The following is a 20,933-nucleotide window of genomic DNA, read 5'->3' on the forward strand; positions in this document are numbered from 1 at the left end:
TTCGTGCCCGGTCCTGTTCGTGCCCGGTCCCGTTCGCGCCCGGTCCCGTTCGCGCCCGGTCCCGTTCGCGCCGGGTTCCGTTGGCGCCCGGTCCGGGCCAGCAGGTACAGGCCGGTCCGGGCCCGGACCGGCCCGCCGCGATCGCGATCTGTTTTGTCGGCCCGTGACAGTAGGCTTGCTTTTGTGGCGGATCCGGCAACTTATCGACCAGCGCCCGGCGCGATCCCCGAGGCCCCGGGTGTCTACCGCTTCCGCGACCCCGGCGGCCGGGTGATCTACGTCGGCAAGGCCAAGAGCCTGCGCCAGCGGCTCAATTCGTACTTCGCGGATTTCGCGAGCCTGCACCCGCGGACCCAGACGATGCTCACCACCGCGTCCGGCGTCGACTGGACCGTGGTGGGCACCGAGGTCGAGGCGCTCCAGCTCGAATACTCCTGGATCAAGGAGTTCGACCCCCGCTTCAACGTGAAGTACCGGGACGACAAGTCCTATCCGTACCTCGCGGTCACCATGGGCGAGGAGTTCCCCCGCGTGCAGGTGCTGCGCGGCGCCAAGCGCAAGGGCACCCGCTACTTCGGGCCCTACTCCCACGCCTGGGCGATCAGGGAGACCGTCGACCTGCTGCTGCGCGTGTTCCCCGTACGCACCTGCTCGGCCGGGGTGTTCCGGCGGGCCGGCCAGATCGGGCGGCCGTGCCTGCTCGGATACATCGACAAGTGCTCCGCGCCCTGCGTGGGCCGGGTCACCCCCGAGGAGCACCGCGCCCTGGCCGAGGACTTCTGCGACTTCATGGCCGGCAACACGGGCCGGTTCATCAAGCGGCTGGAGCGGGCCATGCGCGAGGCCGCCGCCGTGGAGGAGTACGAGAGGGCCGCCAGGCTGCGCGACGACATCCAGGCGTTGCAGCGGGCCCTGGAGAAGCAGACCGTGGTGCTCGGCGACGACACCGACTGCGACGTGATCGCCCTGGCCGAGGACGCGCTGGAGGCCGCCGTCCAGGTCTTCTACGTGCGCGGGGGCCGCATCCGGGGCCAGCGCGGCTGGGTGGTCGACAAGGTCGAGGACGCCACCCCGGGCGACCTCGTGGAGCACTTCCTGCTCCAGATGTACGGCGAGGCCGCGATCCCGCGCGAGATCCTGGTCGCCGCCGCGCCGCCGGACGCCGACGCCCTGGCCGAGCTGCTGTCCGAGCAGCGGGGCGCCAAGGTGGACCTGCGGGTGCCGCAGCGCGGCGACAAGAAGAGCCTGATGGAAACCGTCGAGCGCAACGCGAAGGAGTCCCTGGCCCAGCACAAGCTGCGGCGCGCGAGCGACCTCACCACGCGCAGCCGCGCGCTGCAGGAGATCGCCGACGCCCTCGGGCTGGACCAGGCGCCGCTGCGCGTCGAGTGCTACGACGTCTCGCACACGCAGGGCACCGACGTGGTGGCCTCCATGGTGGTGTTCGAGGACGGTCTGGCCCGCAAGAGCGAGTACCGCCGGTTCTCGATCAAGAACGCCGAGGGCGACGTCGCGTCCATCCACGAGGTCATCTCGCGCAGGTTCAAGCGCTATCTGGAGGAGCGGTCGGCGACCGGCGAGCTGGGCGCCGAGACCGCCCCCGAGCCGGCGGAGGCCGACGGCGGCGACGGCGGACCGGGCGCGGCGGGCGGAGCCGTGGAGGGCGCGGGCGCCGACCCGCGCACCGGCCTGCCGATCGACCCGGACACCGGACGGCCCCGCAAGTTCGCCTACCCGCCCAACCTGGTCGTGGTCGACGGCGGGCCCGCGCAGGCCGCGGCCGCCCAGCGCGCCCTCGACGAGCTCGGCGTGGACGACGTCGCGGTCTGCGGCCTCGCCAAGCGGCTCGAAGAGGTGTGGCTCCCCGGTGACGACCAGCCGGTGATCCTCCCGCGGTCGAGCGAGGGCCTTTACCTCCTGCAGCGCGTTCGCGACGAGGCGCACCGGTTCGCCATCGCCTACCATCGTTCGAAGCGGTCCAGGGCCGTCAAGGAAAGCGCGCTGGACGAAGTTCCCGGCCTCGGGCCCGCCCGAAGGCAGGCGCTTCTGCGGCACTTCGGATCGCTGAAGCGGCTGCGCGAGGCCGGCGCCGACGAGATCCGCGAGGTTCCCGGCATCGGCCCCGCGACCGCCGAGGCCATCGTGGCGGCGCTGAGCGGCGCGGGGGACGCCGGCCGGAAACGCGACGCCGACCGAGAGAAAGCGGTGAGCGACTGATGTGCGCTGCGAGAGAACCGGCGTTCGTGATCGTCACGGGCATGTCGGGGGCGGGGCGCAGCACCGCCGCCAAGGCCCTTGAGGATCTGGGCTGGTTCGTGATCGACAACCTGCCGCCAGGCCTGCTGTTCTCGCTGGCCGAGGAGGCCGGCCGGGTCAAGCTGGCCGCCGACAAGGTCGCGGCGGTCGTCGACGTGCGCAGCCTCGCCTTCACCTCCGACCTCAACGCGGCGATCGGCGAGCTGGACGGCCGCGGCGTCGGGTTCCGGGTGGTCTTCCTGGAGGCGAGCGACGAGGAGCTGGTGCGCCGGTTCGAGAACGTGCGGCGCCCCCACCCGTTGCAGGGCGACGGACGGCTCGTCGACGGCATCGCCCGCGAGCGCGGCATCCTGCGCGAGGTCAGGGCCAACGCCGACCTCATAATCGACACCTCCTCGCTCAACGTCCACGAGCTGCGCAACAAGATCGTCTCCTTCTTCGGCGGCGAGGACCGGCCCGGCCTCAAGGTCAACGTGGTCTCCTTCGGATACAAGTACGGCCTGCCGGTCGACGCCGACCTCGTGGTGGACTGCCGCTTCCTGCCCAATCCGCACTGGGTTCCCGAGCTGCGCCCGATGAGCGGTCTGGACGCCTCCGTCCGCGAGTACGTCCTCGGCCAGATCGGTGCCAAGGAGTTCCTCGACGCGTACGAGGAGGTCTTCGGGGTGGTGGCCGCCGGATACGCGCGCGAGGGCAAGAGCTACGCCACGCTCGCCGTCGGCTGCACCGGCGGCAAGCACCGCAGCGTGGCCATGGCGGAGCAGCTCGGGGCGCGGCTGCGCGACCGGGGCATGGAGGTCCAGGTCAGCCACCGCGATGTGGGGCGCGAGTGACGCCGGCGGGCGCGCAGGACGAGGGGGGCGAGGACGGCGGTCCGTCCGGCCCGAAAGTGGTCGCCCTCGGCGGAGGACACGGCCTGTACGCCTCCCTGTCCGCGCTGAGGACGGTGACGCACGACCTCACGGCCGTGGTGACCGTGGCCGACGACGGGGGCTCCAGCGGCCGTCTCAGGCGTGAGCTGGGCGTGATCCCTCCCGGTGACCTGCGGATGGCCCTCGCGGCGTTGTGCGGCGACGACGAGTGGGGCCAGACCTGGAGCCGCGTCGTCCAGCACCGCTTCCGCAGCGAGGGCGAGCTGCACGGGCACGCCGTCGGCAACCTGCTGATCGTGGCGCTGTGGGAGCTGCTCGACGACCCGGTCAAGGGTCTCGACTGGGTGGGGCGGCTGCTCGGCGCCCACGGCCGGGTGCTGCCCATGGCGTCGGTCCCGCTGGACATCCAGGCGGAGGTCGAGCTGGACGGCGAGGTCACGACCGTACGCGGCCAGGTGGCGTGCGCGCTGACGCCCGGCAGGGTCCGGGCGATCTCGCTGCTCCCGCCGGACCCGCCCGCCTGCCCCCAGGCGGTGGAGGCCATCCACGAGGCCGACTGGGTGGTGTTCGGGCCGGGGTCCTGGTTCACCAGCGTCCTGCCGCACCTGAAGGTCCCCGAGCTGGCGCGCGCGCTGCACACGACGAGCGCGCGGCGGCTGGTGATCCTCAACCTCGCCCCGCAGCCGGGTGAGACGGACGGCTTCTCCCCGGAGAAGCACCTGGAGGTGCTCCGCGAGCACGCGCCGTCGTTGTCGGTGGACATGGTGCTCGCCGATCACGGCGTGGTCGACGAGCCGCGCGAGCTGGAGAAGGCCGCGGTGTCCCTGGGGGCGCGTCTCGTATTGGCCGATGTGGGCGCCTGTGACGGATCTCCCAGGCACGACGGACCTCGTCTTGCCAGGGTCCTGGACGAGATTTTCCGTGAGAAGCGGTGAGACCGGGCCTCCGGGGTGCGAGAGACTGGCTCCCAAAGTCTGTTTGGGGGAGGACACGCGCAGATGGCCATGACGGGTGTGGTGAAAGACGAGCTGAGCCGCCTTTCGGTGCTGAAGCCCTGCTGCCGGAAGGCCGAGGTCTCGACGCTGTTGCGGTTCGCGAGCGGCCTGCACCTGGTCGGCGGGCGGATCGTGATCGAGGCGGAGCTCGACACCAATGTCACCGCCCGCCGCCTGATCAGGGACATCGGCGAGGTGTTCGGCCACAAGGCCGAGGTGCTGGTACTGGCCCCCGCCGGCCTGCGCAAGGGCTCCCGATACGTGGTGCGGGTCTACCGCGACGGTGAGGCCCTGGCCAGGCAGACCGGTCTGATCGACAACCACGGCCGCCCGGTGCGCGGACTGCCCCGTCAGGTGGTCTCGGGCGCTACGTGCGACGCGGAGGCGGCCTGGCGCGGCGCGTTCCTGGCGCACGGCTCGCTGACCGAGCCCGGCAGGTCCATGTCCCTCGAGGTGACCTGCCCGGGGCCCGAGGCGGCGCTGGCCCTGGTCGGCTCGGCCCGGCGGCTGAAGATCCACGCGAAGGCGCGTGAGGTGCGCGGCGTGGACCGGGTCGTGGTCCGCGACGGCGACGCGATCAGCGCCCTGCTCACCCGGCTCGGCGCGCACGACAGCGTGCTGGCCTGGGAGGAGCGGCGGATGCGCCGCGAGGTCCGGGCCACGGCGAACCGGCTGGCCAACTTCGACGACGCCAACCTCCGCAGGTCGGCCAGGGCCGCCGTCGCGGCCGGCGCACGGGTGCAGCGGGCCCTGGAGATCCTGGGGGACGAGGCGCCCGAGCACCTGGTGGTCGCCGGCCGGCTCCGGGTCGAGCACAAGCAGGCGTCCCTCGAGGAACTCGGCCAGATCGCCGACCCGCCGCTGACCAAGGACGCCATCGCCGGACGCATCCGGCGGCTGCTGGCGATGGCCGACAAGCGCGCCCAGGATCTCGGCATCGCCAACACCGAGGCCAACCTGACCGCCGAGATGCTGGCCCCCTGACCCCGGCGCCGCCGGCACCGGGCCCGGCCCGGCGGCCGAGACGGCGCCCCCTCACCTGGGCCTTCCCCCGCTCCGCTCATGGCGGCCGGTTTGCGTGCGCGAACCGGCCGCTTTGTCGTGCGCGCCCCTTTCTGGCACGTGCTTTGCCGTTTCCGATCAGCGGTGGGGCGCGTTGGTCTAAACCAATTTGAGTCGGATAAGGTCTGTGACTGAGGTTTCAAAGCCAGCCCTGTCGCCGGGCAGCCGGCGCACGACGTACGAGGAGACCGATTCCGTGAGCATCCGCGTAGGCGTCAACGGCTTCGGCCGTATCGGCCGCAATTTCTGGCGCGCTGTGGCAGCCAGCGGTAAGGACATCGAGATCGTCGCGGTCAACGACCTGACCGACAATGCCACTCTTGCCCACCTGCTGAAGTACGACAGCATCCTTGGCCGCCTGCCGTACGAGGTGAAGGCCTCGGCGGACGAGATCACGGTGGACGGCAAGGCCATCAAGGCGTTCGCCGAGCGTGACCCCGCCAAGCTGCCGTGGGGTGACCTGGGCATCGACGTGGTCGTCGAGTCGACGGGCCTGTTCACCGACGCCACCAAGGCCAAGGTGCACGCCGACAACGGCGCCAAGAAGGTCATCATCTCCGCTCCGGCGAAGAACGAGGACGTGACGATCGTCATGGGCGTCAACCACGACACCTATGACCCGGCCGCGCACACGATCATCTCCAACGCGTCGTGCACGACCAACTGCCTGGCCCCCATGGCCAAGGTCATCAACGACACCTTCGGCATCCAGAAGGGCCTGATGACCACGATCCACGCGTACACGCAGGACCAGAACCTGCAGGACGGCCCGCACAAGGACCTGCGCCGGGCCCGCGCCGCCGCGCTGAACATCGTCCCGACCTCCACCGGCGCCGCCAAGGCCATCGGCCTGGTCCTGCCCGAGCTCAAGGGCAAGCTCGACGGCTACGCGCTGCGGGTGCCGATCCCCACGGGTTCGGCCACCGACCTGACCGTCGAGGTCGGCCGCGAGACCTCGGTCGAGGAGGTCAACGCCGCGCTGAAGGCCGCCGCCGAGGGCCCGCTGAAGGGCATCCTCAGCTACACCGAGGACGAGATCGTCTCCGCCGACATCGTCACCGACCCGGCCTCCTGCATCTTCGACGCCGGCCTCACCAAGGTGATCGGCAACCAGATCAAGGCCGTCGGCTGGTACGACAACGAGTGGGGCTACTCCAACCGCCTCGCCGACCTGATCGAGTTCGTGGGCGCCTCGCTCTGATGCGGACCATCGACTCGCTCGACGTGAAGGGCCGGCGCGTGCTCGTGCGCGCCGACCTCAACGTCCCTCTCGACGGGGAGACGATCACCGACGACGGGCGGATCCGGGCGTCGCTGCCGACGATCAGGACGCTGCTGGACAACGGCGCCAAGGTGATCGTCTGCGCCCACCTGGGCCGCCCCAAGGGTTCGCCCACCCCGAAGTACTCCCTGGCGCCCGTCGCCCGCCGGCTGTCGGAGCTGCTCGGCGAGCAGGTCGCGTTCGCCTCCGACGTGGTCGGCGAGTCCGCGCAGGCCGTCGTGGCGGCGCTGCAGGACGGCCAGGTCGCGCTCCTGGAGAACCTGCGCTTCGAGCCGGGTGAGGAGTCCAAGGACGACGCGGTCCGCGGCGCGTTCGCCGACCGGCTGGCCGCGCTGGCCGAGCTGTACGTCGGCGACGGCTTCGGCGCCGTGCACCGCAAGCACGCCAGCGTCTACGACGTGCCCCAGCGGCTGCCGCACGCCGCCGGCGGGCTGATCGTGGCCGAGGTCGAGGTGCTCAAGAAGCTCACCGAGGACCCGGCCAGGCCGTACGTCGTGGTGCTGGGCGGCGCGAAGGTCTCCGACAAGCTGGGCGTCATCGCCAACCTGCTGTCCAAGGTCGACCGGCTGCTGATCGGCGGCGGCATGGCCTACACCTTCCTCGCGGCCCAGGGCCACGAGGTCGGCGGCTCGCTGCTGCAGGAGGACCAGATCGACCGGGTGCGCGGCTTCCTCGCCGAGGCGGAGGACCGCGGCGTCGATTTGGTGCTGCCGGTGGACGTGCTCGCCGCGACCGAGTTCGGGCCGGACGCGCCGCACGAGGTGGTGGACGCGTCCGCGATCCCGGCCGACCGGCAGGGCCTCGACATCGGCCCGCGCACCCGCGAGCTGTTCGCGTCCAAGCTGGCCGACGCCCGGACGGTGTTCTGGAACGGCCCGATGGGCGTGTTCGAGTTCGACGCGTTCGCGGGCGGGACCCGGGCCGTGGCCGAGGCGCTGATCGCGTCCGAGGCGTTCACCGTCGTGGGCGGCGGCGACTCGGCGGCCGCGGTGCGTCGTCTGGGACTGCCGGAGGACGGCTTCTCGCACATCTCGACCGGTGGCGGGGCGAGCCTCGAATACCTCGAGGGCAAGACCCTGCCCGGACTCGCCGCTCTGGAGGACTCGTGAGCCGCACGCCGCTGATCGCCGGCAACTGGAAGATGAACCTCAACCACCTCGAGGCCATCAATCTGGTGCAGAAGCTGGCGTTCTCCCTCACCGCCAAGGACTTCGACGCGGTCGAGGTCGCGGTGCTCCCGCCGTTCACCGACCTGCGCAGCGTGCAGACCCTGGTCGACGGGGACAAGCTGCAGATCGCGTACGGCGGTCAGGACCTGTCCCGGCACGACGCGGGGGCCTACACCGGCGAGATCTCGGGCGCGATGCTCGCGAAGCTCGGCTGCACCTACGTACTGGTCGGCCACTCGGAGCGGCGGCAGTACCACGGCGAGGACGAGGCCGTCTGCAACGCCAAGGTGAAGGCGGCCTACCGGCACGGGATCACCCCGATCCTCTGCGTCGGCGAGGGACTGCCGGTCCGCCAGGCCGGCGAGCAGGTGCCTCACACCCTTGCCCAGCTCGACGGCGCCCTCGACGGGGTGCCCGCCGACCAGGCGAAGTCCGTCGTGGTGGCGTACGAGCCGGTCTGGGCGATCGGGACCGGCGAGGTCGCGACCCCGGAGGACGCGCAGGAGGTCTGCGGGGCGATCCGGACGCGACTCGCCGAGCTGTACGACGGCGAGGTGGCCGCGGCCGTCCGTATCCTTTACGGAGGATCGGTCAAGTCCGACAACATCGCCGGGATCATGGCGCAGCCCGACGTGGACGGCGCCCTCGTCGGAGGGGCCAGCCTCGACCCGGGCGAGTTCGTGAAGATTTCCCGCTTTGGCGAGATGTCCGCGGGCTGAGCCGTTTGGAGGGTGCGACTTGACAACAGGTCGTACCCTCATAGGGCAAGATTGAATCGTCACACCGCTGGTGTCGCGCACCCGCGCGGGTCATAGGAACAGGTCAACGGTGATTATCGGAATCTCCATCGCCCTCATTCTGTCGAGCGCCCTGATGGTGCTGCTCGTGCTGCTGCACAAGGGCAAGGGTGGTGGTCTCACAGACATGTTCGGCGGCGGATTCTCGTCGTCGTTCGGCGGGTCGGCGGTGGTCGAGCGCAACCTCGACCGTCTCACGATCATCACGGGCGTGGTGTGGTTCGTCTGCATCATCGCGCTGGGCCTGCTGCTCAAGCCGTAACGGCCGGAAGGCCGAAACCGGTCAGGCTGTAAAAAATCGGGCAGAAATGGCTTATCTGCGGCGACACGTGACATAGATTCATCTTTCCCCCGTGTCCCGCGGGGCGTGAGAGCGAGGAGTTCATTCGTGGGTAGTGGCAACGCGATCCGTGGCAGCCGAGTCGGTGCGGGCCCCATGGGGGAAGCCGAACGCGGCGAGGCGGCCCCCCGAGTGCGGGTCTCGTTCTGGTGCGCGAACATGCATGAGACGCGTCCCAGCTTCGCCAGCGACGCGGCCATCCCTGAGCACTGGGACTGCCCCCGGTGCGGGCTTCCGGCCGGTCAGGACGAGGCGAACCCGCCCGCTCCGCCGCGAAACGAGCCGTACAAGACGCACCTCGCGTACGTGAAGGAGCGTCGCAGCGACAAGGACGGCGCGCAGATCCTGGCCGAGGCCCTGGAGCGGCTGCGGTCCTCCTCGCGCCCGATCTACTAGGTCGATCCGCTGGTCGGATCCGACCCAGGCCCGTCTCACGGCACGCACGACAGGCCCCCGTTCCCTGGCGGAACGGGGGCCTCGCCGTGTCCACGGGGCGGCGATCCACCGAGCCGGAACGCGCATCCGGCCCGGGGGAGGTCAACCGCACCGGATGGTGACGAGGCGCTCGTTGACCAGGGCGAGGCGGCGTTCGATCTCGGGGAGGAAGACCGGGTCGAGCAGGTCCCGGTGCGCGGCGACGCGGTCCGACGCCTCGCGGGTCGCGTCCTCCACCAGGCGCAGCACATCGTCCCGGCCGGCGGCGACGGCGAGGATGGGCGAACCGAGGTCCAGCGGGGGAACGGCGGGCCGCCCGTCGGAGGGCAGGACCACGCGCCGCCCGGCCACCCGCAGGATCTGCTCCCCGCCCAGCGGCGCCGCCCGCGCCACCGTCACCTCGGCCCGGCCGGTGAGGCGCAGCGCGTCCAGGGCGGCGCCGAGCGCGGCCACCTGCGGGGGGAGACAACAGCAGGCCCGCGTCCGGCGCGGCCAGGTCGCGGACGAAGGCCGTGCGGCGTACACCGGCTACGGGTACGTCGCGGACGTGTGGCTCGACACCGAGGGCGACATCACCAAGCAGGCCGAGCTCTGCCAGAGCAGGACGACCGCCGGGTGACTCCGGACGCACCGGGCCCGACCGTCAGCCGGCCGTGTTGTCCGCGACGCACTCGCCGTCGACGAAGGTCATCCGCACGCCGGTCGTCCAGATGTCCTCGGGGGCGAGCGTGAACGGGTCGCGGTCGAGCACGACCAGGTCGGCCGGGCGGCCCTCCTCGATCGCCCCGGCGGGCGAGCGGTTCAGCCAGGCCGACCCGGCGGTGTACGCGGTGAGCACGGTGCGCAGGTCGATGCTCTGGCCGGGCAGGAACGGCGTCCCCGCGGTCGGGTAGGACGCGTGGACCGAGCCGCCCGGTTCGGTCCGGTTGACGGCCACGTGTACGGCCTGCAGCGGGTCGGCGGACGTCACCGGCCAGTCCGACCCGGCCGCCAGCCGGGTGCCGTGCCGTACGAGGTCGGCGAAGGGGTACTGCCAGGTCGAGCGCTCCTCGCCGAGGTAGGGGATGCACAGCTCGTCCATCTGGGCGTGGTGCGTGGCCCACAGCGGCTGCAGGTTCGCGGCGACGCCGAGCGCCGCGAAGCGCGGCACGTCCTGCGGCGTGACGATCTGCAGGTGGGCGATGTGGTGCCGGTTCTCCGGGGACGTGCCGGTCAGGGCGTCCAGCGCCTCCCGTACGGCGCGCTCGCCGATGGCGTGGAAGTGGACCTGGAACCCGTGGGCGTCGAGCTCCTTGACGTACCCCTTGAGCAGCTCGGGGTCCACGTAGGACAGGCCGGTCCCGCCGCAGCGGCAGTAGGGCTGGATGACGGCGGCGGTGAAGTTCTCCGCGATGCCGTCCTGCATGATCTTGACGGAGGTGGCGCGGAACCGCTCCAGCCCCTCGGCGCGGGCGCGTCGCTCCAGCAGCTCGGGGATCTGCTCGGCCCCGCGCGCGCGGTCCCACCACAGGGCGCCCACCACGCGGGCCTTGAGCCGGCCGTCCGAGGCGGTGGACAGGTACGCGGGGAGCTGGTCGTCCGATCCCGCGTAGGAGCCCACGATGGCGTCCTGCCAGCCGGTGATGCCGAGTGTGAACAGGTACTGCTGCGCCTCCAGCAGGGCGGCCTCGACGTCGGCGGGGGTCGGGCGGGGCGTGAGCAGGCCGACGAGATCCATCGCCCCCTCGTGCAGGACGCCGCTCGGGGTGCCGTCGGCGTCGCGCTCGATCCGGCCGTCGACGGGGTCGGGCGTGTCCTTGGTGATCCCCGCGATTTCGAGCGCGCGGGTGTTCACCCACGCCGCGTGGTGGTCGCGCTGGATCAGGTACGCGGGCCGGTCGAGGAAGTCGAGCTGCGAGCGGTGGGGGAGCCCTCCGGGGAAGGCCGCCATGTCCCAGCCGCCGCCGCTGATCCACGTCTTCTCGGGATGCGCCGCGGCGAACGCGGAGACGCGCGCCAGATAGTCGTCGAGTCCGTAGATCTCCGCCAGGTCGCAGGCGGCCCGCTCCAGCCCGGCCTGCACCGGGTGGATGTGGGCGTCGACGAAGCCCGGCGTCAGCAGCCCGCCGCGCAGGTCCACGGGCTCGGCGGCGGGCGCGAGCCGTACGAGGTCGGCCTCGGCTCCGACGGCGGCGATGACGCCGTCACGCACGAGCACGGCCTCGGCGAATCCGCCGGGCGTGAGGACCCGGCCGCCGCGGAACAGGATGGGGGAGCTCACGATGCCAGCCTCTTTCTTGGTGTCGTCGGTTTCCACGTCATCCGCCGACGTGGTGGCGAGAACGGCGCCCGCGCGCGGGCGAGGTCCGGTGGGGCGTCTCCGGACCCCGGTCCGGGCGAACCTGGCCCGTCAGGGCACTAGTGGCCGGTGATCCGGTCGGCGACGCGGGCCAGCACGGACGTCCTGCTCATGCCCTGCGCCTCGCGCGCGTCCGCCATGCGGTACAGGCGGTACATGGAGTGGACCCCGAGCCAGCGCAGCGGCTCGGGCTCCCAGGAGCGGACCCGGCGGCCCACCCACGGCAGGCCGGTCAGCGGCGTCTCCCGCCCGAGCACCAGGTCGCGCAGCGTCCGCCCGGCCACGTTGGTCGTGGTCACGCCGTGTCCGGTGTACCCGCCCGCCCAGCCGATCCCGGTGGCCGGGTCGAGGCCCACCGTCGCGCACCAGTCGCGCGGCACGCCGAGCACGCCCGACCAGGCGTGCGCCACCCGCGAGGACGCGACGGCGGGGAAGAACGACGTCACCAGCCCCCACAGCGCGTCCACGGTCCAGTCGTGCGTGTGCCCGCGGTCGTCCACCCGCGAGCCGTACAGGTAGGGGCGGCCGCGGCCGCCGAACGCGATGCGGTCGTCCGCGGTGCGCTGCGCGTACATGTAGTAGTGGGCCATGTCCCCGAGCAGCTCGCGGCCCTCCCAGCCGATCGCCTCCCAAACCTCCGGGGGCAGCGGCTCGGTGACGATCATCGAGCTGTTCATCGGGAGCCAGTCGCGGTGGTGGCCCGGGACGGTCGCGGTGAACCCCTCCGTGCAGCGCAGCACGTGGTGCGCCCGCACGGCGCCATACGGCGTCACCGCCCGGCCGGGCTCGATCGCCGTCACCGGCGTGCCCTCGAAGAGGTCCACGCCCAGGCCGCGTACGGCGTCCGCCAGACCCCGGGCGAGCTTGGCGGGCTGGATCCTGGCGCAGTGCGGGCTCCAGGTGGCGGAGACCGCGCCGGACACGCGCATCCGCCCGTCCATCTCGGCGGGCGTGAGCAGCCGGACGTCCTCCTCGGTCCAGCCCCACTCGCGCTGCGCGGCCAGCTCGGCGCGCAGCCGGGCGTCCTGGGCGGGGCCGCGGGCGACGTTGAACAGCCCTCCCTTGACGATGTCCGCGTCGATGCCCTCGTCGGCGCAGACCGCGATGACCTCGTCGATCGCGGCGAACATCTCCCGCTGCAGCCGCCGGGTGGCGTCCGGGCCGTGGGTCTTCGCGTAGCGCTCGGGCGAGCCGGCGAGCGCCCCGGTCAGCCAGCCGCCGTTGCGGCCGGACGCGCCGAAGCCGGCGAACTCCTTCTCCAGGACCGCCACCCGCAGCGAGGGATCGGCCTTCTTCAGGTAGTAGGCGGTCCACAGGCCGGTGTAGCCGCCTCCGACGATCGCGACGTCCGCGTCCCTGTCGCCGTCGAGACGGACGCCGGGGGCGGGGATCCCGAGGGATCGGTACCAGAAGGACACATCGCCGTTGACGAAATCTGGGGACAGCGGAGCGTTCATGAGGCATATCCTGCTATATCCGTACCGGTTGGAGAACCTCGCCGCGAAAGTCGTCGCGAAACGGTGGCTGACATGCCGATAACGTCCGTCATCCCAGGATTAGCCGCGGCGAAACGGTCGGCACACCTCCATGTAGCAATCGCGTAACAGATCTACGACATGATTGCCTCATCACGGAGGGAGCGGTATCGATGGGGTTTCTGCGGATCAGGACGACGGTGGACGAACGGCCCGGCCGGCTCGCCTCGCTGGCTACGGTGCTGGCCGGCAAGGGCGGGAACATCCTCGGCCTGTCCGTCCAGCCGGACAGCGACGGCACCGTGGACGAGTTCGTCGCCGACATCCCCGCCTCCCCCGAGACCGTACGCGCGGCCCTGGAGGCCGTCGGCGGTCGCCGTGTCCAGGTCGTGGCCGCGACCGCCCACGACCTCACCGACGAGCCCACCCGCGCGCTGCTGCTCGCCGCACGGCTGCGCGCCGCGCCCTGGCGGCTTCCGGAGATCCTGCGCGAGCTGATGCGGGCCGACGACGCCCGCTGGGTCTACGGCGCCGATCTCTCCGACCTGCCCGACCCGACCCTGCTCACCGTGCCCGTCGCGCCCAGGCGGGCGATCCGGCTGCGCCGGTCGGGGCTGCCGTTCACGCTCACGGAGGCGGCCCGCGCCGCCGCGCTCGTACGGCTCGCGCAGCCGCCCGCCGAGGCGCAGGGGGCCGAGCGCCCGGTGCGGCTCGCCGACGGCGCCGAGGCCGTGGTCAGGCCGCTGACGCCGCTCTATCGCGAGGCCGTCCGGGACCTGCACGAGCGCTGCTCGCCGGAGTCCCGCAGGTTCCGGTACTTCACCTCCATGCCGTCGCTGCCGCCACGGGTGTTCGAGCGGCTCTGCGACCGCGACCACGGCCACTCCCTGGTGGCCGGGCACGACGGCCAGGTCGTCGCCCTGGCCAACCTGCTGTTCACCCCGGACCCCGGCATCGCCGAGATGGCCCTCCTCGTCGAGGACCGCTGGCAGGGGCGCGGTCTCGGCCGCGTCCTCGCCCGGATGCTCATGGAGGCGGCGCGCGACCTCGGGTTCGCCGAGGTCAGGGCGTCCTTCCTCTCCGACAACGCGCGGATGCGCGGGCTCCTGCTCTCCCTCGGCGCCACGCTCGCCTACACCGAGGACCCCGGTGTGGTCGAGGCGCGGATCGCCGCGGGTGTGACGGTGACGGCCTCCCCGAGCTGAACCCGTCACGGCTCGTCCCGGCGCGCGGCGGCTCAGGGGGCCGCGCGCCGGGCCGACCGCGTCACGATCCCGGCCGGGCCGGCCGGGGCTCCTCCGGTGTCACGGCGGCGACGGCGTCGCGGAAGGCGCGGACCCGGGCCGTCTCGGCGTCACGGTGCCACACCAGGCCGAGCGCGGAGCCGGGAAGGCCGCGCACCGGGACGAACACGACGTCGCGACGGGTGTGGTACCCGGCGGTGGGCCGGCACAGCAACATCGCGCCGCGTCCCGCCGCGACCAGCGCGATCCCCTCCTGCAGAGTGGTCACCGCCGCGCCGCGCGGGATCGCACCCCCTCCGGGCGTCGTCTCCGGCGCCTGCGCCGAGCGCCAGTACGCGGGCGCCGGGCCGGCCGGGGAGATGAGCGGGCAGGCGATGAGATCCTCGGCGGAGAGCGACGCCCGTCCGGCGAGTTCGTGGCGTACGGAGACGGCGAGCGTCTGCTCCTGCTCCGGGAAGACGGGGCCGAGCACCAGGTCGGGCTCCCGGACCGGCAGCAGGACGATGGCCGCGTCCACCTCGCCCCGCCGTACGGCGCCGAACGGGTCGGACAGCGCGAGCTCGGCGATCTCGGTGACGCGGCCGGGCCGGGCGGCCTCGAAGGCGGCGACGGCCTTCATGAAACGGCCGTCGGCGGCTCCCTGGAATCCCAGCCGCAGCACCCCCTCTGTGCCGCGCGCCGCGTCCCGCGCGTCGTCGACGGTCCTCCTGAGCGCGTCGTACGCGGGGCGCAACTCGCAGAGGAAACGCGCGCCGAACGGGGTGAGCCGGACCCGGCGGCTCGTGCGGTCGACGAGGCGGGCGCCGATCCGGCTTTCCAGCGACCGCAGGAGCTGGCTGACGCGACTCTGCGAGACGTACAGGCGTTCGCCCGCCCGGCCGAAGTGCAGCTCCTCGGCGAGGACGATGAAGCACTCCAGCTCTCTGATCTCCAGCCCGCTCAACGCCGTCCCCGTTCCCGCCCGAATCCATGAGCCACGCTCATTGAAGGATGAGGGCTTCGCCGTTGTTCCGCGATGCGCCGCTGACCAGGCTGGCGGCATGACGACGATCGAACATCCACCGGCGCGTTCGCGGATGAGCGGCCGGCTCGCCGTGGTCGCGGTCGCGGTCGCGACGTTCTCGGTGGTGACCACGGAGATGCTGCCCGTCGGGCTGCTCACCGGGATCGGGACCGGGTTGGAGGTCTCCGACGGCACGGCGGGACTGACCATGACCGTTCCGGGCCTGGTGGCGGCGGTGGCGGCGCCCTCCGTCACGCTCGCCCTGGGACGGACGGACCGCCGACGGGCACTGGTCGGGCTCGCGGGGCTGCTCGCGGCGGCGAACCTGCTGTCGGCCGTCGCACCGAGCTTCCCCGTCCTGGTCGCGGCGCGGGTGCTGGTGGGAGTGTGCATAGGAGGGGTGTGGGCCATCGCGGCCGGGCTCGCCGTACGGCTGGTGCCGGCGCGATCAGCGGGGCGCGCCACCATGCTGATCTTCAGCGGCATCGCGGTGGCGTCCGTGCTCGGAGTCCCGGTGGGCACCCTGGCCGGAGACCTGTGGGGGTGGCGGGCGGCCTTCGCCGTGATGGGCCTGGTGGCGCTGGCGGCGACCGGCGCGCTGGCCGCGCTGCTGCCACCGCTCCCCGTGGAGCGGGCGGCGCGGGTCTCCGACGTGCCGGGGCTGCTACGCGCCGGGCGGGTGCGGCTCGGCCTCCTGACCGTCCTGCTGCTGGTCACCGGGCATTTCGCCGCCTACACCTACGTGCGGCCACTGCTGGAGCGGATCCCCGGCTTCGACGCGGGCGCCGTGAGCGCGACCCTTCTGCTGTACGGGGTCGCGGGCGTGGCCGGGAACTTCCTCGCCGGCACGCTGTCGCGCGACCCGCGCCGCCCGCTCCTGGTGATCTGCGGGTCGCTCGCGGCGGTGACGGCGGCGATGCCGCTCGTCGCAGGAGGCGCCGCGGGCGCGACCGTGCTGCTCGCGCTGTGGGGCCTCGCGTACGGAGGCGTGTCGGTCAGCACGCAGAAGTGGCTGCTCACGGTCGCCCCGCACGCTCCCGAGGGGGTGTCGGCGCTCTTCGTCGCGGCGTTCAACGTGGCGATCTCGCTGGGCGCGCTCCTGGGCGGCCGGGTCGTCGACGCCGCGTCGCCGCTCGCGGTGATGCCGCTGGGAGGGCTGCTCGCGCTCGGCGCGCTGGCCGCTACCGCCGCCGGCGGCCGAAGGCGTAGGCGAAATTGACCGCGACGATGCCGACCCAGACGACCGCCAGCCCGGGCAACCCCGCGGAGAACGAGGCCGCGCCGGTCAGCGGGATGGCGATGCCGAGCGAGCCGAGGGCCAGTCCGAGACCGCGTTTGCGCTCCTGCTGCTCCTCCCACACCGTGTGCCGGGGGTCGGGGAGACGGCTGTCGGCCTCGGCCTTCACCCGCTGGGCGATGGTGGCCTCGATGCGGTCGAGGAAGGCCTCCGTCAGCGCGCTCTCGTATTCGGGACCCAGATCGCGGCGCGCGTCGAGGGTCGCGCGCAGCTCGTCTCGGGGCGAGGGGGTGTCGGACATACGTCTAATCTGCCAGATTCGCCGCCGCCGCGCGCCCACCCGGGACGCGCATCGCGGGTAGAGATCGGAGGTGGACCTCAACGCCGCCGCCGACCGGCTGTACGGCCTGCCCCCCGAGGAGTTCACCGCCGCGCGCGACGCCCTGGCCAAGGAGATCAAAGCCGGGGGAGACGCCCGCCTGGCCCGGGAGGTGGGCAGGCTGCGCCGCCCCACGATCGCGGCCTGGGCGGTCAACCAGGCGGTCCGGCGCCACCCGGAGGAGGTCGGCGAGCTGCTCGACCTCGGGGAGCGGCTGCGGCGCGAGGCGGAGGAGGCCGACCGCGCCGCCGCCGAGGCCGAGGAGAGCCACGCCGAGTGGGCCGCCGAGCGGGAGGCGTCCGTACGAGAACGCGACCGGCTGGCGGCCGAGGCCGCCGATCTGGAGGAGAGGACCCGTCGCGATGGCTCAGGGGGTCGAGTCCGTCGACCAGGGCGACCCCGTGCCTCGGCGCGATCGGGGCCCCGGGATCAGGGGGAGGCGATGCGGCCCAGACCGGCCGGGATCTTGGCCGCGGCGGCCCGGTCGAGCAGGAACAGCGTCCGGGCGGCGCCCCGGGCCCCGGCCGCCGGGACCTGGATCGGTCCCGCGCCGGACAGGGCCAGATGGACGGCCTGCGCCTTCTCCGCGCCCGCGGCGACGATCCACACCTCGCGCGCGGCCCTGATCGCCGGGAGGGTGAGCGACAGGCGCGTGGGCGGCGGCTTCGGCGAGCCGTGCACCGCGACCACGGTGCGCTCCTCCTCGTAAAGCGCCGGCTGCCCGGGGAACAGCGACGCCACGTGGCTGTCCGGGCCCATCCCGAGCAGCAGCACGTCGAACGACGGCACCGGTCCGTGGTCCTCGGGCCGGGCGGCCTTCTCCAGTTCGGCGGCGTAGACCTCGGCCGCCTCCTCGGCGGTCAGGCCCGAGTCCGCCGCCGGCATGACGTGGACCCGGGCCGGGTCCAGGTCCACGTGGTCGAGCAGGGCCGCCCGCGCCCCGGTCTCGTTGCGCTCCGGATCCCCGGCGGGCAGGAAACGCTCGTCGCCCCACCACACGTCGAGGGCGCGCCAGTCGATCGCGTCGCGCGCCGCCGTTCCGGCGACCGCCGCGAGCGTCGCGATGCCGACGCTGCCGCCGGTCAGCACGAGATGGGCCGACCCGCGGGCCGCCTGGATGTCGGCCAGGCGGGTGATCAGACGGGCCGCCACGGCCTGGGCGAGCACGTCCGCGTCGCGGTGGACGATGACGTTGGGGACACTCACGGCTGTTCCTTCTCCATCAGAAGACATGGGACACGTCACGACATTTCACGGCATGTCGCGACCTCAGGCCGGGGCGTGCGCGCCGGGTCGCCCCCGGAGCCCGTCCCGGACGCGGCCGGGCGGCGGCGCCCGCCGAAACCCGGCGGATCGAGCCTCGGAACACCTGTCTCGCGCCGCCCGGTGTCAGGACACCCGGGACCTCGTCAGCCACTGGATCGCCGCCCCGTAGATGTCGTCCGGGTCCAGGCGGCGCAGCTCCTCGGCCAGCAGCTCGCTGGTCGGCCGCCGCGCCAGGGCGACCCGCCGGTCCGGCTGGCCCGGCCGGCTCAGCGTCGCCAGCCGGGCGTCCGTCCTGGAGATCGCCAGCTCGCCCTCCCCGGCGAGCGTGAGCCGTACGTCGGTGATGCCCGGCCCCGCGCTCTCGTTCGTCTCCATCATGACGCCGAGCCGCTCCGCGAGCCACGCCGCCAGCAGCGGCACGCTCGGGTTGCCCGCCGCGCCGGTCACCACGCCGGACAGGACCCGCGGCGTGGGCCGGTCGAACGCGGCGGCGAGGAGGCTGCGCCACATCGTCAGCCGCGTCCACGAGAGATCGGTGTCGCCCGGCAGATAGCCGACGTGGCGGCCGGCGATCGCCTCCATGGGGTCGGCCGCCGCCCGGGCGTCGGTGATCCTGCGGGTGGCGAGCCGGCCGACGGAGTCCTGCGACGGCACCGGGGGCGCGTCACCCGGCCACCACGCCACCACCGGCGTGTCGGTCAGCAGCAGCGGGCTGATCACCGAGTCGGCGTGCTCGGTGAGCCGGCCGTACAGGCGCAGCAGGACGACCTCGCCCGGGGACGACTCGCCCATCCGCACCTCGGCGTCGAGCCGGTCGGGCTCGTACGGGTCGCGCTTGATGACCGTCAGCACCCGGGACGGATGCTCACGCGCCGCCTCGGTGGCCGCGCGCACCGCGTCGTACTGCCCGGCCTCGTCGGACACCACGACCAGCGTGAGGACCATGCCCACCGCCGGCGCCCCCATCTGGTGGCGGAGCTGGGTGAGCGTCGCGGAGATCTTCGAGGCCGTCGTGTCGGTCAGGTTGAAGGTGGTCACGGCGCCTTCCGTTCACTCACAGCCGCCGCCACACGCGCCCGTCACGCGTGATCATGGCGTCGGCGGACGGCGGGCCCCACGTGCCCGCGGGATAGCCCTCGGGACGGCCGGAGGCCGCCCAGTGCTCCTCGATCGGGTCGAGGATCTTCCAGGATAGCTCGACCTCGGCCTGGTGCGGGAACAGGGGCGGGTCCCCGATGAGGACGTCGAGCAGCAGCCGCTCGTACGCCTCGGGCGAGGACTCCATGAACGACTCGCCGTAGGCGAAGTCCATGCTGACGTCCCTGACCTCCATGGCCGTGCCCGGCACCTTGGAGCCGAAGCGCACGGTGATCCCCTCGTCCGGCTGGACGCGGATGACCAGGGCGTTCTGCCCGAGGATCTCGGTGTCGGTCGTGCTGAACGGCAGGTGCGGCGCCCGCTGGAACACCACCGCCACCTCGGTGACCCTGCGGCCGAGCCGCTTGCCCGCCCGCAGGTAGAAGGGGACGCCCGCCCAGCGGCGGTTCGCCACCTCCAGCCGGATGGCAGCGTACGTGTCGGTGATGGAGTCCGGCGGGATGCCCTCCTCCTCCAGGTAGCCGACGACCGGCTCGCCGCCCTGCCAGCCCGCGGTGTACTGCCCGCGCGCGGTGCCGAGCGACAGGTCGGACGGCAGCCGCACCGACCGGAGCACCTTCTCCTTCTCCCGGCGCAGTGAGTCGGCGTCGAAGGACGTCGGGTCCTCCATCGCGACCAGGGCGAGGAGCTGCAGGAGGTGGTTCTGGATCACATCGCGGGCGGCGCCGATGCCGTCGTAGTACCCGGCCCGGCCGCCGATGCCGATGTCCTCGGCCATCGTGATCTGCACGTGGTCCACGTAGCTGCGGTTCCAGATCGGCTCGTACAGCGTGTTCGCGAACCGCAGGGCCAGGATGTTCTGGACGGTCTCCTTGCCGAGGTAGTGGTCGATGCGGAAGACCGACTCCTCGGGGAACACCGCGCTGGTGATCGCGTTGAGCTCGCGGGCGCTCTTCAGGTCGTGGCCGAACGGCTTCTCGATGACCACCCGCCGCCAGGCGCCCTCGGGGGCGTTGGCCAGGTTGGTCCGCTTGAGCTGCTCGACGACCACGGGGAAGAACTTCGGCGGGACCGACAGGTAGAACGCGTAGTTCCCGCCCGTGCCGCGTGTCTCGTCGATCTCCTTGAGCATCATCGCGAGCACGTCGAAGGCGCCGTCGTCGTTGAACTCGCCGGGGCAGAAGTGGATGCCCTCGGCGATCTGCCGCCAGACCTCCTCGCGGAACGGCGTCCGCGCGTGCTCCTTCACCGCCTCGTACGTGACCTGGGCGAAGTCCTCGTGCGCCCAGTCGCGGCGGGCGAAGCCGACCAGGGAGAACCCCGGCGGCAGCAGCCCCCGGTTGCCCAGGTCGTAGATCGCGGGGAGCAGTTTCTTCTTCGCGAGGTCGCCGGTCACGCCGAACAGGACGAGCACGCACGGCCCGGCCACGCGGGGCAGCCGCTTGTCGCGCGGGTCCCGCAGCGGGTTCACCGGGCCCTCCTCGTCGGCGGCCGGGCCGAGCGCGGCCGCGAGTCCACGTTCCCCGGACGTCTCGGCCGCGCGCGCCGCCCGCCCGCCGCGCCGTGTCTTCGCCGCGTCGGACGGTCCGGCCGCCGCCGGGACGTCAGGCGTCCCGGCGGCGGCTCGCGCCGTCTCGGCGGGGCGGTCGTTCCGCTCACCCATCGGATCTCCTCGCCCTCCGGCT

Annotated in this window: 19 protein-coding genes; 11 read left to right on the forward strand and 8 right to left on the reverse strand. The window is 72.7% G+C overall.

Annotated elements, in window-relative coordinates; translation table 11 throughout:
* The first annotated feature begins 183 nt into the window (after positions 1-183).
* The 9 genes from uvrC (at position 184) to AWQ70_RS22350 (ending at position 9,169) form a co-directional block, all read left to right on the forward strand.
* The gene (gene uvrC, locus AWQ70_RS22310) at positions 184-2,217 is read left to right on the forward strand and encodes an excinuclease ABC subunit UvrC (protein ID WP_067179200.1); all 2,034 of its coding nucleotides are present in this window, start codon (positions 184-186) and stop codon (positions 2,215-2,217) included.
* Positions 2,217-3,089, forward strand: a complete 873-nt coding sequence (gene rapZ, locus AWQ70_RS22315; protein ID WP_067179201.1) for an RNase adapter RapZ — start codon at positions 2,217-2,219, stop codon at positions 3,087-3,089. The genes uvrC and rapZ overlap by 1 nt, the downstream gene beginning before the upstream one ends.
* A 56-nt stretch (positions 3,090-3,145) precedes the next feature.
* The gene (locus tag AWQ70_RS22320; protein WP_067179376.1) at positions 3,146-4,063 is read left to right on the forward strand and encodes a gluconeogenesis factor YvcK family protein; all 918 of its coding nucleotides are present in this window, start codon (positions 3,146-3,148) and stop codon (positions 4,061-4,063) included.
* A 63-nt stretch (positions 4,064-4,126) separates the two neighbouring features.
* Complete coding sequence (gene whiA, locus AWQ70_RS22325) at positions 4,127-5,107, forward strand: DNA-binding protein WhiA (RefSeq protein WP_067179203.1); 981 nt, start codon at positions 4,127-4,129, stop codon at positions 5,105-5,107.
* 274 nt (positions 5,108-5,381) lie between these two features.
* On the forward strand, positions 5,382-6,386 hold the full coding sequence (gap, locus tag AWQ70_RS22330; RefSeq protein WP_067179205.1) for a type I glyceraldehyde-3-phosphate dehydrogenase: 1,005 nt from the start codon (positions 5,382-5,384) through the stop codon (positions 6,384-6,386).
* Positions 6,386-7,576: a phosphoglycerate kinase gene (locus tag AWQ70_RS22335; RefSeq protein ID WP_067179207.1), complete on the forward strand. Its 1,191-nt coding sequence runs from the start codon at positions 6,386-6,388 to the stop codon at positions 7,574-7,576. Before gap ends, AWQ70_RS22335 begins: the two co-directional genes overlap by 1 nt.
* Complete coding sequence (gene tpiA, locus AWQ70_RS22340) at positions 7,573-8,355, forward strand: triose-phosphate isomerase (RefSeq protein ID WP_084517616.1); 783 nt, start codon at positions 7,573-7,575, stop codon at positions 8,353-8,355. Before AWQ70_RS22335 ends, tpiA begins: the two co-directional genes overlap by 4 nt.
* A 109-nt stretch (positions 8,356-8,464) precedes the next feature.
* Positions 8,465-8,695: a preprotein translocase subunit SecG gene (secG, locus tag AWQ70_RS22345; RefSeq protein ID WP_061255550.1), complete on the forward strand. Its 231-nt coding sequence runs from the start codon at positions 8,465-8,467 to the stop codon at positions 8,693-8,695.
* 126 nt (positions 8,696-8,821) lie between these two features.
* Positions 8,822-9,169 (forward strand): RNA polymerase-binding protein RbpA, encoded by a 348-nt coding sequence (locus AWQ70_RS22350; RefSeq protein WP_082776862.1) that lies wholly within the window; start codon positions 8,822-8,824, stop codon positions 9,167-9,169.
* 141 nt (positions 9,170-9,310) lie between these two features.
* Here AWQ70_RS22350 and AWQ70_RS22355 read toward each other — a convergent pair whose 3' ends face one another.
* The 3 genes from AWQ70_RS22355 to AWQ70_RS22370 form a co-directional block, all read right to left on the reverse strand.
* The gene (locus AWQ70_RS22355) at positions 9,311-9,733 is read right to left on the reverse strand and encodes a hypothetical protein (RefSeq protein ID WP_218004613.1); all 423 of its coding nucleotides are present in this window, start codon (positions 9,731-9,733) and stop codon (positions 9,311-9,313) included.
* Positions 9,734-9,851: 118 nt separating this feature from the next.
* The gene (locus AWQ70_RS22365; RefSeq protein WP_067179380.1) at positions 9,852-11,468 is read right to left on the reverse strand and encodes an amidohydrolase; all 1,617 of its coding nucleotides are present in this window, start codon (positions 11,466-11,468) and stop codon (positions 9,852-9,854) included.
* Between the two features lie 137 nt (positions 11,469-11,605).
* Complete coding sequence (locus tag AWQ70_RS22370; RefSeq protein ID WP_067179213.1) at positions 11,606-13,003, reverse strand: NAD(P)/FAD-dependent oxidoreductase; 1,398 nt, start codon at positions 13,001-13,003, stop codon at positions 11,606-11,608.
* 191 nt (positions 13,004-13,194) lie between these two features.
* Here AWQ70_RS22370 and AWQ70_RS22375 point away from each other — a divergent pair, with 191 nt between their 5' ends.
* A complete protein-coding gene (locus AWQ70_RS22375) occupies positions 13,195-14,226 on the forward strand; it encodes a GNAT family N-acetyltransferase (protein WP_067179215.1) in 1,032 nt (343 codons plus the stop codon).
* A 61-nt stretch (positions 14,227-14,287) separates the two neighbouring features.
* On the opposite strand, the gene AWQ70_RS22380 is transcribed toward AWQ70_RS22375, so the two are convergent.
* Entirely contained in the window at positions 14,288-15,208 is a 921-nt protein-coding gene (locus tag AWQ70_RS22380; protein ID WP_067179217.1) for a LysR family transcriptional regulator, read from the reverse strand.
* 97 nt (positions 15,209-15,305) lie between these two features.
* Here AWQ70_RS22380 and AWQ70_RS22385 point away from each other — a divergent pair, with 97 nt between their 5' ends.
* Positions 15,306-16,487, forward strand: coding sequence for an MFS transporter (locus tag AWQ70_RS22385; protein WP_067179219.1), 1,182 nt, complete (start codon positions 15,306-15,308; stop codon positions 16,485-16,487).
* Here AWQ70_RS22385 and AWQ70_RS22390 read toward each other — a convergent pair.
* The 4 genes from AWQ70_RS22390 to zwf form a co-directional block, all read right to left on the reverse strand.
* Positions 16,450-16,806, reverse strand: coding sequence for a hypothetical protein (locus AWQ70_RS22390; RefSeq protein WP_067179221.1), 357 nt, complete (start codon positions 16,804-16,806; stop codon positions 16,450-16,452). The genes AWQ70_RS22385 and AWQ70_RS22390 overlap by 38 nt on opposite strands.
* Positions 16,807-17,313: 507 nt before the next feature.
* On the reverse strand, positions 17,314-18,090 hold the full coding sequence (gene pgl, locus AWQ70_RS22400) for a 6-phosphogluconolactonase (RefSeq protein WP_067179225.1): 777 nt from the start codon (positions 18,088-18,090) through the stop codon (positions 17,314-17,316).
* A gap of 183 nt (positions 18,091-18,273) precedes the next feature.
* Complete coding sequence (gene opcA, locus AWQ70_RS22405; RefSeq protein ID WP_067179227.1) at positions 18,274-19,188, reverse strand: glucose-6-phosphate dehydrogenase assembly protein OpcA; 915 nt, start codon at positions 19,186-19,188, stop codon at positions 18,274-18,276.
* Positions 19,189-19,204: 16 nt separating this feature from the next.
* Positions 19,205-20,911, reverse strand: coding sequence for a glucose-6-phosphate dehydrogenase (zwf, locus tag AWQ70_RS22410; protein WP_245647097.1), 1,707 nt, complete (start codon positions 20,909-20,911; stop codon positions 19,205-19,207).
* Between the last annotated feature and the right edge of the window lie 22 nt (positions 20,912-20,933).

The organism is Microtetraspora niveoalba (assembly GCF_001570405.1).
GTDB classification, from domain to species: domain Bacteria; phylum Actinomycetota; class Actinomycetes; order Streptosporangiales; family Streptosporangiaceae; genus Microtetraspora; species Microtetraspora niveoalba.